11 protein-coding genes are annotated in these 13,674 nt (G+C 29.5%); 2 read left to right on the forward strand and 9 right to left on the reverse strand.

All coding sequences use genetic code 11. From position 1 onward, the window contains the following. Positions 1-336: 336 nt before the first annotated feature. From BW723_RS14125 to BW723_RS14155, 7 genes are all read right to left on the reverse strand, one after another. Positions 337-1,308: a protein NO VEIN domain-containing protein gene (locus BW723_RS14125; protein ID WP_068359826.1), complete on the reverse strand. Its 972-nt coding sequence runs from the start codon at positions 1,306-1,308 to the stop codon at positions 337-339. Then, positions 1,292-3,280 carry a DEAD/DEAH box helicase gene (locus BW723_RS14130; RefSeq protein WP_068359824.1) on the reverse strand — a complete coding sequence of 663 codons (1,989 nt, stop codon included), beginning with the start codon at positions 3,278-3,280 and terminating at the stop codon, positions 1,292-1,294. The genes BW723_RS14125 and BW723_RS14130 overlap by 17 nt, the downstream gene beginning before the upstream one ends. Before the next feature lie 2 nt (positions 3,281-3,282). Next, positions 3,283-4,671 carry a hypothetical protein gene (locus tag BW723_RS14135; protein WP_068359822.1) on the reverse strand — a complete coding sequence of 463 codons (1,389 nt, stop codon included), beginning with the start codon at positions 4,669-4,671 and terminating at the stop codon, positions 3,283-3,285. Between the two features lie 3 nt (positions 4,672-4,674). After that, positions 4,675-6,381: a DNA cytosine methyltransferase gene (locus BW723_RS14140; protein WP_068359820.1), complete on the reverse strand. Its 1,707-nt coding sequence runs from the start codon at positions 6,379-6,381 to the stop codon at positions 4,675-4,677. Positions 6,382-6,695: 314 nt separating this feature from the next. Further along, positions 6,696-7,385: a hypothetical protein gene (locus BW723_RS14145; protein ID WP_068359818.1), complete on the reverse strand. Its 690-nt coding sequence runs from the start codon at positions 7,383-7,385 to the stop codon at positions 6,696-6,698. Between the two features lie 1,076 nt (positions 7,386-8,461). Beyond that, entirely contained in the window at positions 8,462-8,941 is a 480-nt protein-coding gene (locus BW723_RS14150; protein WP_068359816.1) for a hypothetical protein, read from the reverse strand. A gap of 961 nt (positions 8,942-9,902) precedes the next feature. Beyond that, positions 9,903-10,730, reverse strand: coding sequence for an alpha/beta hydrolase (locus BW723_RS14155; RefSeq protein WP_068359692.1), 828 nt, complete (start codon positions 10,728-10,730; stop codon positions 9,903-9,905). A gap of 82 nt (positions 10,731-10,812) precedes the next feature. Here BW723_RS14155 and BW723_RS14160 point away from each other — a divergent pair, with 82 nt between their 5' ends. Continuing rightward, the gene (locus BW723_RS14160) at positions 10,813-11,190 is read left to right on the forward strand and encodes a winged helix-turn-helix transcriptional regulator (RefSeq protein ID WP_068359614.1); all 378 of its coding nucleotides are present in this window, start codon (positions 10,813-10,815) and stop codon (positions 11,188-11,190) included. 149 nt (positions 11,191-11,339) lie between these two features. On the opposite strand, the gene BW723_RS14165 is transcribed toward BW723_RS14160, so the two are convergent. Further along, a complete protein-coding gene (locus BW723_RS14165) occupies positions 11,340-11,759 on the reverse strand; it encodes a winged helix-turn-helix transcriptional regulator (protein WP_083139681.1) in 420 nt (139 codons plus the stop codon). Positions 11,760-11,854: 95 nt separating this feature from the next. Here BW723_RS14165 and BW723_RS14170 point away from each other — a divergent pair, with 95 nt between their 5' ends. Next, positions 11,855-12,298: an SRPBCC family protein gene (locus BW723_RS14170; protein WP_139059093.1), complete on the forward strand. Its 444-nt coding sequence runs from the start codon at positions 11,855-11,857 to the stop codon at positions 12,296-12,298. Between the two features lie 136 nt (positions 12,299-12,434). On the opposite strand, the gene BW723_RS14175 is transcribed toward BW723_RS14170, so the two are convergent. Continuing rightward, entirely contained in the window at positions 12,435-13,247 is an 813-nt protein-coding gene (locus tag BW723_RS14175; RefSeq protein ID WP_068359620.1) for a TolB-like translocation protein, read from the reverse strand. Positions 13,248-13,674: the final 427 nt, after the last annotated feature.

Raw genomic sequence — 13,674 nt, forward strand, 5'->3', positions numbered from 1 at the left:
GAATTTTTAGCTTTTATTTGCTTTTTTTATTGCTTTTTTGTCTTTGTTTGGGATTAATTTGAATGAACAATAATTTAGACTTATCTATTTTTATGAGAGTTATTTATACGTTTTTGTGTATTAAAAATAGCGGATTTTATGCACTAACTTTTCGGATTGTAACAGACCTTTAATTTATTCATTTCTTTTGATTAAGCGATTAAAACGCTTTTTTTTATTACGTTGTTGTGTTTTCGTACTTTATTTTCTATTCTGTTTGTAGCGTTGGCAAATACATACTCTTTTGCAATTTTTGACTTGAGTGAATTGCAAATGTGTATGGCTTTAAGCGTTGGCTTAACCATTAAACATAATTTTATATTTGTCAATAGACTTGTCCCATTGAGCATTTTTTAAAATTTCTACGCTGGGATTTTGTATGCACAAAGGTTCATAATCTTCTTGATTAATTTTTTTTCTATTTATTAAATATAGCCAATATTCAGTAAGTTTTCTTTTAGCAACTTCCATTTCATTCCTTGACCAAAAAAAATAAGGACTTTCTCCTTCATAAGATTTGACCTCAATAAAACGTGTTGGCTTTTCATCTTGAACTGTGTTGAATGAAGCGATATCATAACCAGCATTGACAATATATTCAGCTATCCATTGAATTTCTTTTACACCATTTAATCGATTATGTTCATATTTTAAAACAAATTTTTCAGCTTCTTCTCCATAAATTTGTTGTTGCTCCATTAATTTTTTAAACTCTTCTATGCCTATTTTTCTCTTCTTTATTTGAGGAAGAATTACTTTATCAAAAATCTTTTTGTAGCGTGTATTTATGATTAAATTGTTAATTTCATTTGTAGGATGAACTTTCAAAACATTAAAATCTATTAAGAGTTGTTTTAAGTTACTATACTTAAAGCCAAAAGCAGAACTCTTTAATTGTAACGATTGGTAAACTATATCTTGAGAAAAATTTTCTGAACTAAAAATTTCGTAAATTTCATTAACTGATTCAAGACTTAAAAAGAGACGTTCTACAAATTTATCATTCATTTGATTCTTACTGTTTAAATAATTCTCAAATTTCTGATCGAGTTCTATATTGCCATTAACTTCGATAATTAGATTTATGCGAAAAGCAAGTAAAATGCAACCTTCAAAAACTGAATGATTGTCAATGACTCTGTTAAAAAAGAGCTGGTTTATATCTCCAATTCTCCATTTTTGTTTTTCAGAATCTTTAAGTGTAGTTAATAACTCAAAGAAAAAGTTTGGCGTACCAAGATTATCAAATTTTCTAAGATCTTTTAGCATAGTCTTTTAAAAGAGCTTTAATAATATCAGTTTCATCATTATCGTTAATTCTTGAAAATAAAGGAATATCATCATTAATGATTTTTTCCATCCTCTCAATCTTATCATTCAGTCTATTATTAATTACTGAATCAATAGAATTTTGAGAAATGACATAATAATAATAAGTGATTTGATTTTCATCAAGACCAACCCTATGAATTCTATCTTTGGATTGTATAAAATTGGATGCATTATAATCTCTTTCAAGATATATAGCGTTGTGACAACCTTTATGTAATGAAATAGATTCAGCAACAGAGAATGGATTTGCGATTACTACCTGAAAATCCATATTCTTAGGATTATTGAATTTTTCAATTGTTATTTCACGAGATTCTTGAGGAATTTCTCCAATCAATAATTCTGACTTGATACCATTTGATTCTAAAAATACTTTTAATTCTTTTGCATTTTGAATGAATATCGTCCAAATAATAGCTTTTCCGCCTGAAATTAAAATTACATCATTTAAAAGATTAAGTATTGTATTAAATTTTTCTGGCACAGCAAGTTTGTGATAGTTTACTATTTTGGTAAAAAATTCTGCATCACTAACAAACTCGTCATATCCTGATGTAAAACTTGTATTGGGATCCTGATCTGAGAAGTCTCCTCCTTGCTCCAATGAATCAATTAATGTTTTACTTAATAATGAGGGATTAGTTGATGCTTGTCTTAACCTAATTAGTTTCGCCCTATTTAAAACATCTTTAACTGTGGCAGATTGATTCTCTCTAAAATCTTGAATGTATTGCTCTTCAATAAAGTCGTAAATCTCCCTTTGGTGTGAGTCCATAGGAACTTCAATAACATTTTCAATTACTTGAGGAAGTTGTAAATCTTCTTTTTTTATTCTGATGAAAAAGGGCGAGATATTATTTTTTAGTTCTTCCACTTTATTACTTTCTGCTATGCTATTTACAGTTAAATCTTGAAGATTTTGGTAGTGAAGACCTAAAATTTCTTTGTATTTATAAGGGTATATAAATTTGTATAAATTATAAATATCTTGATAACCGTTGGGAACAGGTGTTCCTGTCAAAATAACGCGCGAAATAGCTTCTTTAGAAATCTCTGTAACACTTCTTCCCCAAACTCCTTCGTGATTTTTAATACGATGAGCTTCATCAACCACAACCATTGTTCGATTGGTTTTTAGAAAGTCAGTAATACTGTTTTGTAAATTCGGAACTCCTCCGTGATAAATAAGTGTTACTTCTGCGGGATTTCCAGAATAAAGGTGCTCAAGTTTTTCATCTTTAGAAATAGTATTATCTCCTGACAATCTTTGAAAAGAAGTGCTGAAGCCAAAACAAGATTTATATTCATTTTCCCAAGGTGCAAATGATGACAATGGACCAATAACCAATAATTTATCAACTCTTTGTCTATGATCTTTAGGTAGATTTTTAAGATATGCATATGCACCATAAACTATAGACGTTTTTCCAGCACCAGGAACAGCAAAATTACAAGAGTTTTGAGCGAACGCCATATGAAAGGAAGAAAGCAATTGCAAAGGATATAAAGTTCTCACTAAATTCTTATCAATTGAATTTTTAAATTCAGTAAATTTTTCTACTAATTCTGGATTATCTTTGAATTCATTGTTTCTTATAGAATTTGCATTTTCTTCAAATTCAGCAAATAGTTTTTCCTCTCTATCAAAACTTTTTACAGCTTGTGCAACATTTTCTAATAGCTGTGTTTCTATACCGACTCGCGCTAATAAATTTTGAATTTCTTGAAGAACTTGAACTTGTGAGACTTCTTCGAAAGGAATTAATATATTATTTTCATCTTTCTTAAAGTTCAATCTATTTAATGAAATTGATAATCTTTTATTATTTAAAATATAGTCTGTTGAACCAGATAAAACATAGAATGAATTCTCTTCCTTGCATAAAATGTCTACTTGAATATTTCTCATTATTATTTAAATAAGTAATAACCAAGATTCTGAATTTTCTTCACTTTCTTTTTTGCATCATCTATTTCGTCTTCTGGGATTTTAGAAATATCAATTTTTTCTAATAAACCTACTATGTGTGATAAAACACGATTAGGGGAAGTTCTATTTAATGAATCAAAAACGTTATTTCCCAATTTTTCAACTAAATCTTGAACTTCTGGATTTGAAAAATTCTTATGTCCTTTATTTATAGAATCAAAAGAATCAATACTATTTTGAACACCTTTTCCAGGTTTGTCTGCAGCTCTGTTGTATTGTAATTTTTGATTGTGTTTACGTACATTTTCTTTAAAAGAATCTTTAACTTTTTCTTTATACTTTGTGTCTCTATCGTCAAGATGGGACTTTAAGTTTGGTGAATCGTAATTGATTTCGATTTCTTTAATTTCGTTTGTGCTATCAAAATGTTCCAAACTAAAACTTGACCAAATATTTTTATCGCCGAAAAAATGATTTTCTTTAAGACCGTGAGCTAAAAGCCTAAATTCTTTACCTTCATACTTAACACGGATATAATCGAATGCAATAGATTTTAATTCATCGACATCTAAATTTGAATATGCCCATCCAGCCTTTTTACTTTCACTATTGTAATAATTATTTATCCAATTAGTTAATGTTATGAATTGATCTTCACGACCATCTAACTGAGTATATATTCCATCGTAATCTAATGTCTGTAAATATTCATCCATTGTATCAATAACACCAAGATATTCTCTCACTTTAGATGTCTTTTCTCCCATCCAATCTGAAATTCTCTTAATAGCCTCATCTTCTCCAATTGTTGGCTTCAATTTGTCTAATATAGTTTTAGCTTTTAAATATTTTTCGATAGGGTTATAACCAAGCTTTTCATCTTCTCCCATTTGATAAGTTGTTTCCAACTTCTCAATTTCTATTGGGTTTTCTTCAAGAGTGACAGGTAAGATAATTGCTTTAAAATAGTCATATTCTGGAATACGATTTAGAAGCATTGCTCGCCTATTTCCATCTATAATAATTCCATCTTTTGTTATTATGCCAACTCTTTGTTGGCCGAATTTCGAAATGCTCGAAAGCGTTTTTTTATTTCTATCTTCTTTAGATTCCCATAATAATTGCTCAATTTTTGCCTTTCCTTCATCTGTCTCAACATCAATTGAATGCTTCTGTTTTTCTAAGGATTTTGTACGACTTAAAATTCTACCGTTAAATTTATTGTAAACCAAATATTCAAGTGGAATCTTATAGACAGCCATAGATTCTAATTTATCTTCCCACATTATTTCTTGCTTCAATAAATCTTTGTTGTCTTTATTTCTGTCTATAACTGATTGAATTTTGTCAATCCTAATTTTCTTGTTCATAAACTATTTACTATTTGCAGTTGAAGATATTTTGTTAATAGCATAAAGTGCTAATAATTGAGTCTTAGGGATTGTACTTTTTTCTTTAAAGATTTTTTTGTTTTTCTGTTCAAAGATTTCTGTTGATAAATCTGTTTTTTTTATGATTTCAGCTAATTTTTCAATTAACTCAGTTGGTTCCATCAAATTATCTATAGAATTTTGAACTTCATACATATATTGTAAGTCGGATTTAGAACCAATTAACTCAGAAAACCCATTGTTGATTATTTTAATAAATTGTTTTCCACCTTTAAATGTTTTTATTTCATCTTCTAATTTGTGATAATAATTGTTTTGAACATTTTGAATTGGAAAGCCTTCTCCTGTTCCATATTGAATTGAAGTAAACCATTTATTTTTAGTCTTGCTATTTTGATCTATCCTGTAATTTGATAGAGTCACAGTTAAATTACCATCTTTAATTGCGTGTCTTCTAAATCTTGATTTTTTATTTCTTTTAGGTTGATTCTCAAAAGAATTTTCCGAAAATGTATTTAAATTATAATCACTATTAATATTAGTTTCTAATTCTAAAACGTAATCTTTAAGTTGTGGTCTTTTTAGTTGATGTAAAAGTTCATTTGCAAATGCTCGACTAACAGAAGGACAAACTGCATTACCTACAAGTCGCCATTTGTTATTAGCAGAACCTATAAATTGATATGTATAAGGAAAGCCCATAATACTTGCTGCTTCTCTTACAGTAGGGTTTCTGAACTCACCGTTTCCTTTTCTATTATACTCGGATTTATAAATTATAGCCTCTCTTGAAGTTCCACTTTTTGTTGCTGTAACAGTTCTACTTGGATTATTTAGATTTTCAGGAAATGACATTCTTCCCATATAGGGATGATTAGTTTTGAGATATTTTGATTGTCTCCACTCACTCTTGTATAAACCTGTATCGTAAAATTGGTCTGTAAGATTTGATTGAGCTATTTTTATAGATGGATATATTGGATCTTGAATTTCTTTTTCAAATATTGTTGAGTTTGGTCTTGGAATTTTAGCAAGAAGGTTTTTTAAGCTTTTCCATTTTTCTAACCCAGACTTTTCATTTTTGGAATGTGTTGGTTTTGGTATGATTAGCTTATTTTTTTCTATATATTCTCCTGAAATAGCACGTTTACGTGATTGATAAGAACCATAATCAGCTGAATTTATTAATGGTTGGTTATCTTTTAATATTATAGCTTTCTTATTTGGGCTTAAGCGATTTTCTTTTGCCCATTTTGCCAAGCCTAAATCTTTGAATGTATAGTAATCAGCTAAATAATTTCTTGAGTTTGATACATTTTCCATATACCAAGCTTTTAACTGTGAATCTCTTTGAAATTTTTTCACAGCAACTATTCTCAGAAAGACTTTAGTTAAAGTAACACCCGATTCTTTGTCGGCTTTTCCAGAAATATTAGAGCTTGAAAATGAAACGCAAGGTGGACTTCCAATAATCACATCAGTATTGGGCAAATTATCTATTTCATCGATTGAATCTTTAAAATCTAAAATATTTTTTACAGATGATTCCGTTTTGAAATTATGATTAAACGTGTTTATCGCAGGTTGCCAATTATCATAACCTTGTATTATTTCATATCCTGCCTGTCGAAATCCTTCTGAGAATCCTCCAGCTCCACAAAAAAAGTCAATTACGGTTAGTTTTTTCAAGAAATTTAAGTTTTAACAAATTTAATAAATTATTCTAATTAAAGCGTTGGCAAGAAACAGCTCTTTTGTTTTTTTAGCGTTGGCTTATGTGTCGGCAAAAAAACCAAATGTACTGTTTATGCGGTTGGATTTTTTAGTTAAAATGTTTGTTTTTAGAACGATTTCCGCATTATGCACAACGTGTTTATATATGGTTTGTTGCGTGGTTTAAGCTACTAATTTAGTAAATAATTACTGAATGGAAAATTCTCAAGGGTTTTGGTAATTGGGCTAAAAGCGAGCAATAAAGTTTATACACTGTTGGCAAGTCGTTTTCACCATAAAACTTCACACGCAAGATAATTCCCAATTAATATACGCACTTTTATATTTTCAGTTGTTGATGTAACACAGTATTGATAAATTCCTTCTTGAACAACTGTCCAATTATCAATAGGAATTCCATTTGGAGTAATATACATATTTTGCATTGCTCGACTTCCAATTTCAAGTGATTGTTGTAATTCAGTTACTGAAAGAAATGAATTCTGCTCTTCTTCTGTCAAAGTATGAATTGGAACAAAACCTAAATGTTTTGGTTTTTCATATTGTCTATCACTATTTTCATATTTCACGTGTCCAAAAGCTAATTTCAAGATAACATTCTCAATTCTTTCTGGTTCAATTTTAAAATATGATTCTCCATTTTCATTTACAAAAGCATTGTCCAATCGAATTTTTAATTTTGTTTGTCGTTTTAAAGTTTTTACGATACTTTTATTTGATAATCCTTTCAAATTAGTTGTACCTGAAATTAAACATTCAATCAAACAAGCAAAATACTCTTCGTCTAATGAAAACCCGTTATTACATTTTAAACAACTTGGAACTACTGGAAGATTTTCAGGATAAGGTTTTCCAAGAAGAATTTTAGAAGGTACGTGGTCTCGTGTGTCTGGAAGTTTTCCGCAATAAGCACATTGATTTTCTAATCTAATATCACTAAATGTTTCTATATGTCTCAATTTTTAATTCAATTTCAGAATTTTTTTAAATGTTTGCCAACTATTGTTAAGCATTACTTTAATCCGCTTATAAATACAAACTGCATGGGTAATGCTTAGTTTTGGTAGGTTTTACATTTTTTTTGTTAAAGATATTTATTTACTTAGTAATAGCCAACTTTTTTTGGGTGTTGGGATTTGGAGGTTTTTTTAAGACCTTGCTACTGGGTTCAAGGGGACTTTGGAGTGTTAATAAGGTTTGAGTTATTAGTTTTGAGTTTAGTTCGTTTACTTTGCTCTTTTGTCTTTAGTTGGGATTTATTTTAAGGAATAATATTTTAGATTTATTATACTTTATTTGAATTTTGTTTTCTTTTATTTCATTTTCTTTTTTCCATTGATGAAAAAAGAAACAAAAAAATCTAGACTTACTATACTTCACTTGAATTCTACCTCCTATTCCACTATCGTGTCCAGACCGTTCCACTGCGCTTCACTCTTTGGACACTTGCCGTTTCATAGGACTTGAATTACTACGTAAACCATAGTATGTCAGGGGTTGGAGTTTAATTCTTTTGTTTTTTTGACTCTTTGGTTTTGTTTGGGGTAAATTTGAAGGAATAATAGTTTAGATTTATTATTTGTTTTGGGAGTTGTTTTTTCTTTATGTTCTTTTCCATTGACCCTTCGACTGTGCTCAGGATAAATTCCAAGAACCAAAAATCTAGACTTACTATACTTTACTCGAATTCTACGTCCTATTCCACTATCGCGTCCAGACCGTTCCACTGCGTTTCACTCTTTGGACACTTGCCGTTTCATAGGACTTGAATTGCTACGTAAACCATAGTATGTCGGGGTTTGGAGTTTAATTCTTTTTATTTATTGCCCATTTGTCTTTGCTTGGGATTAATTTTAAGGAATAATATTTTTTAATTTTATTTTCTTGGATTCAATGTTGTAACGGTTTTGTATAAGATTAGTTACGTTTTTTAAGCACTAAAGTTAGCAAATAAAACCTAATAGAAAATCCGCGAGGATTTTCGTAAGTAGGCTGAACTAACAATAAATTATATATGTTGTTGTGTGTAGTGTTTTTAATATCTAACTTTTATTTCAGTTCCATTTTTCATATTAAAGATTGATTTCAAAATTCTAGTTAGTTCTTTATGAATAAATTCAATTTCATTTTTTGTTTCAGATTTATACCATTTTGAGTAATTAGGTGAAATATTTCCTTCGTTATCTTTTTCATTCGGTTTTGAAAACTCAAGATTTAAAATTTCCTCAATTTTATTTTCAGAGTATTTTTTATTTTCATTGAGAAATTCATTACTCACAATTTCTGTGTAAAATTCCTTACTCTTAACAAAACCTTTGTATTGAATATAATAAGAGTCAAATTCAATAATTAAATATTCTAAATTCGGATTTTTCAATAATATTTCTGTGAAATCTTTCTCAAATTTTTCCTTTTCAGTTTCCCATTTATAGGTTTTTATTTTTTCAAAATTTCTCTTTTTAAGTAATGCTAAAATTCCGATTGTAACTATTAAAACTCCAATTATTATTTTCATTTTCTGTTCGTTTTTTGCATTACACACAACGTTGATGTATAAGCATTACTTTAATCCGCTTATAAGTACAAACTACACGGGTAATGCTTAGTTTTGGTAGGTTTTACATTTTTTTTGTTAAAGATATTTATTTACTAAGTAATAGCAAATTAATTGTTAAGGTTTTTGTGTTTGTTGTTGGGATTTGGTTGATGTTTTTTTCTTTTTTTATGTTCTTTTCCATTGACCCTTCGACTACGCTCAGGATAAATTCCAAGAACCAAAAATCTAGACTTACTATATCGCTATGCGAGTTACCTACAACCAAAATACATTTTGGTTTTGGTAGTTTGAATTCTACCTCCTATTCCACTATCGCGTCCAGACCGTTCCACTGCGTTGAGTTCCCCAATCAAGTTGAGGACAGGCTTTGGACACTTGCCGTTTCATAGGACTTGAATTGCTACGTAAACTATAGTATGTCGGGGTTTGGAGTTTAATTCTTTTGTTTTTTTCTATTGATAAAAGCAAAATATCTAGAAAATATATTCTTCTTTATGTTCTTTTCCATTGATGAAAAGAACCAAAAATCTAGACTTACTATACTTTACTCGAATTCTACGTCCTATTCCACTATCGCGTCCAGACCGTTCCACTGCGCTTCACTCTTTGGACATTTGCCGTTTCATAGGACTTGAATTGCTACGTAAACCATAGTATGTCGGGGGTTCTAGTTAAAAGCTTAATTCCTTTTCTTTTTATTTATTGCCCTTTTGTCTTTGTTTGGGATTAATTTTAAGGAATAATATTTTAGATTTGTTATTCGCTTTGGGAGCTAGTTGTAACGGTTTTGTGTAAAGAAAGTTGCGGGTTTTATTCACTAACTTTTCGGATTATAACTAATCCTTACATTTATAAAAATCATTTTCGTTTATGTACTAAAACCGCTATTTTTTATATACGTTTTTAGCCACAGGTTTTTTTATTCAGTTTTTAGATGTTGTTTGAAATAGACAAAATGGTATTCAACGGATTTTGACCAATATTCAGAGTTGTGTTCTCCGGGTTGAATTGAAAATCTTATCGGCAATTTTTTTGACAAAGCCAATTCCTTAATTTGTAAGGTGTTTGAGAGCAAAGGGTCGTCTCTACCACAATCAATAAAAAATCCTTTATTGAATTCCTTTTGGTTTTCAAGCAAAGACGAAATGCTAAACTTTTTCCAATCATTTTCTTTTGGGTTTCCCAATGTCATTTCCATATCTTTTGTCATTCGTTCGCTTTCAAAGAATTTTAAGCTGACTTTTTTGAAGTTTTCGTAATCAAATTCGAGAGCTCCGCTTGTTGAAGCAGCTGTATTGAAAAAGTCGGAATGTTTTATAAATAAACTCAAAGCTCCATAACCTCCCATACTTAAACCAGTTATAAAAATATTTTTGTTGTCAATATCGTATTTTTCCTCAATTTTGGGGACAAGTTCTTGAAAGAAGAAATCTTCGTATTGAAAGTCTTTTAAATTCGAACTGTTCAAATAATAGTTGACGTATCCTTCTGGACAAACCAAAATCATTTGATAATCTGTTGCCAATTTTTTCAAATCGGTTGTTTTAATCCATTGTTCATAATTTTCGCTGTATCCGTGAAGCATAAAAACTAAGGGATAACTTTTTGAAGATTGATAATTTGCAGGTTTTTGAACGAGAACAGGAACTTTTCTTTCCAATTTATCTGATTTTATGCTAAAAACTTTTTGAGCAAAAAGCGATTGTGTTAAAACCATAGAAATTGTAATTAAAACGATATTTTTCATTTTTTGTATTTTTGTCAAAGGTCTTAAAAAACTGTTTTTAAAACAATAACTAACAAAATTGTAAGCTATTAAAGTATTGATTATGAGAAAAATAAAATCGACAAATTATACCAATGAGCAATTTCTGTTTCAAGTTTGTGAGTTGAATTCTGCAATTGCAATGATAAGTGGTCGTTGGAAATCTCAAATTGTTTATTCCATTTCTCAAGGCAACAATAGATTCCATTTGATACAAAAAGAGTTGCCCAATATTTCGGAAACTGTTTTGGCAAGGCAATTAAAGGAATTGGAAACTCACGCCATTTTAGTAAAAAATGAGATTCCAAATACAGTTCCTGTCGGAATTGAGTATGTTTTAACCAATAAAGGTTTGGATTTAGTTCCTATTTTAGAAAGCCTTTGTGATTGGGGAAAATTGTATGCAAATGGCAAAGAGATTACTTCTCGCTCTATTTCATAAGTTTCCTTTTAGACCACGTTTTTTTTAACTTATGTCTAACGTGTTTGTGTAGGAAAAGTTGCGGATTTAAGCACAAAAATTAATAAATAATTACTGACAAAGAAAATCCGAGAGGATTTTCGTAAGTAGACTCTAACTAGCAATTAATTTTATACGGTGTTGTGGGTAGTTTTTATTCGTTCAACTATTTCGGCTGTCACTTTACTAAAATTAGAATTCACTTCATTTTTAAATTCACTATTAGCATTATTTCCGTCAATATTATTCGCTCCCCATTTATAAATTTCAATAACAATTGGAATTAATTCAATTCCTTTTTCTGTTAATGAATACAGATATGAGGATTTATTATTTTTATCAACTTCTTTTTTTATAATATCATTTTTAAGTAGGCGATTTAATCGGTCAGCAAGAATATTTGTTGATATTTTTTCGATTGTTACTAACTCATTAAAGTGTCTGTTGTCAAAGAAAATAAAATCTCTTAAAATTAGTAAAGTCCATTTATCTCCAAAAATGTCAAGTGATAAGCTAATTGGACAGTCCGACCTTCTTTCAATCTGTTTCATATGCAAATATATAAAAATGCACTTGTATAATAAAAGTTCTTTTGTATATTTGTACTTGTAATTTACAAGTGCTATTAATATTTTAAAATTATATTATGTCATACACAACAATGGTTTCGATTAATGGAACTAAACAAGAAGTATTCAATGCTATTTCACAACACGTCCAAAAATGGTGGGGAAATACAGATAATTCAGTATCTTCAGTTGGTGATGAATTCACTACAAGTTTTAATAGTACTTATTGGAAGTTTAGAATCTCCGAATTTGAACCAAATACAAAAATTGTATGGAAATGTGTTGAAGCTAAACATATTCACAACGGTTATGATGGAATTGAAAAAGAGTGGGAAGGAACTATTGTTGAATGGGTTTTGGAAGATAAAGGTCAAAATGCAACAATTCTAAATTTCGCACATAATGGATTAGTTCCCGAGTTAAACTGTTATGAGATTTGTTTTTCTGCTTGGGAAAGATTTGTAACTCAAAGTTTAAAGAGTTTTGTTGAAACTGGAACTGGAATGCCTCATCTTTCTTAAATTACCCACAACGTGTTGTGTATGATTAGTGGCGTGTTTAAGCACCTAATTTAACAAATAAAAACCGAATAGAAAATCCGCGAGGACTTTCGTAAGTAAGCCAGAAGTAAGCAATAAATTATATATGGTGTTGGCATTAGTTATTTTTTATTTCAGATTCTATATTTACCCATTTCACTTTCCAATTCTTTTCTAGGTGTTCTCCAGTTGTATAAAAAAGAAATTTGTTGTCAGGTGTAACATATGGATTTCCTTGTCCTTTGTTATTAATTTTGTCACTCAATTTTTTAGTGTCTATCCATTTGCCCTTTCCATTATTATAACTAATCATCAAGTCAAGTTCATTTCCAATTGAAGCAAAAATCAAATAATCTTCTTCTGGTGAAATATATGGCGTACATTTTCCGAATTTAGATTTTATTTTAATTCTTTCTGCGTCTACAAATTTTCCATTTACATTTTTTGAGTGATAAATATCCATTTCACTATAATCCAAATTACTTGTGTGAAAATATAAAGTTCCAGAATTGGCAATTATAGGATGTGAAACTAATTTGTTTCTCAAATTTGGAATGTCAACAAAAATTGGTTTAGTCCATTTTCCGTTAACTTTGTCAGATTTCCAAATATGCCAAGTTTGGGGAATTCCTTCAATATTAATTGGTCTTGTTGAACTGAAATAAAGAGAATTTCCGTTCGGTGAAAAACTCATTCCGTGTTCGGAATATTTACTGCTAAAAAATGCCTTTTTTGGTTCAGACCAATCTTCTTGATTTTTTTCTATTACGAAAACTTCAAATTTCTCAAAGTTTTTATCAGAAATAGTATAATAATATTCTTGTAAGTCAGGACTAAATATTCCTTTGTGAATAAGCTTGTTTTGAGGAATTAAATTTTGTTTAAACTCAACAGGTATATTGCTTGGGATTTCCTCGGTTAAAAATTTCATTTTAGTGTTTTCGGTTTCATTTCTACAACTCAAAAAGACAATTGTAAATAGTAAGATGATTTTGAGTTTGTTCATTTCTTTAATTAATGCCAACTTAAGGCTAAACCTAACTTTTTTAATTATTCATATACCTCTCCCCTTTTTAAGTTCAAGAATATAAAGCAATACAAATGTTGTTATTGGGTATTTACTTTAGTAATTTCTTGTAATAGCTTTATAATTTTAGCCTAAAGATAAGAAAAACTGACAATACCTCTGCTTAATCAATACAATTATAGGCTATAATAAATAACTTTTAAAAGTTAAGAAACGTAACGTTGATGTGTATGATTAGTGGCGTGTTTAAGCAATGAATTTACTAAATAAAACACGAACGGCGAAATTCCGAAGGAATTTCCCAAGTGAGCCAAAACTAGCAATAAAGTTT

The sequence above is a fragment of the Polaribacter reichenbachii genome, assembly GCF_001975665.1.
Taxonomy (GTDB): domain Bacteria; phylum Bacteroidota; class Bacteroidia; order Flavobacteriales; family Flavobacteriaceae; genus Polaribacter; species Polaribacter reichenbachii.

Coding starts and splice junctions, on each gene's coding strand:
- BW723_RS14125 (WP_068359826.1), bottom strand. CDS start 1,308: ATGCTAAAAGATCTTAGAAAATTTGATAATCTTGGTACGCCAAACTTT.
- BW723_RS14130 (WP_068359824.1), bottom strand. CDS start 3,280: ATGAGAAATATTCAAGTAGACATTTTATGCAAGGAAGAGAATTCATTC.
- BW723_RS14135 (WP_068359822.1), bottom strand. CDS start 4,671: ATGAACAAGAAAATTAGGATTGACAAAATTCAATCAGTTATAGACAGA.
- BW723_RS14150 (WP_068359816.1), bottom strand. CDS start 8,941: ATGAAAATAATAATTGGAGTTTTAATAGTTACAATCGGAATTTTAGCA.
- BW723_RS14155 (WP_068359692.1), bottom strand. CDS start 10,730: ATGAAAAATATCGTTTTAATTACAATTTCTATGGTTTTAACACAATCG.
- BW723_RS14160 (WP_068359614.1), top strand. CDS start 10,813: ATGAGAAAAATAAAATCGACAAATTATACCAATGAGCAATTTCTGTTT.
- BW723_RS14165 (WP_083139681.1), bottom strand. CDS start 11,759: ATGAAACAGATTGAAAGAAGGTCGGACTGTCCAATTAGCTTATCACTT.
- BW723_RS14170 (WP_139059093.1), top strand. CDS start 11,855: ATGTCATACACAACAATGGTTTCGATTAATGGAACTAAACAAGAAGTA.
- BW723_RS14175 (WP_068359620.1), bottom strand. CDS start 13,247: ATGAAATTTTTAACCGAGGAAATCCCAAGCAATATACCTGTTGAGTTT.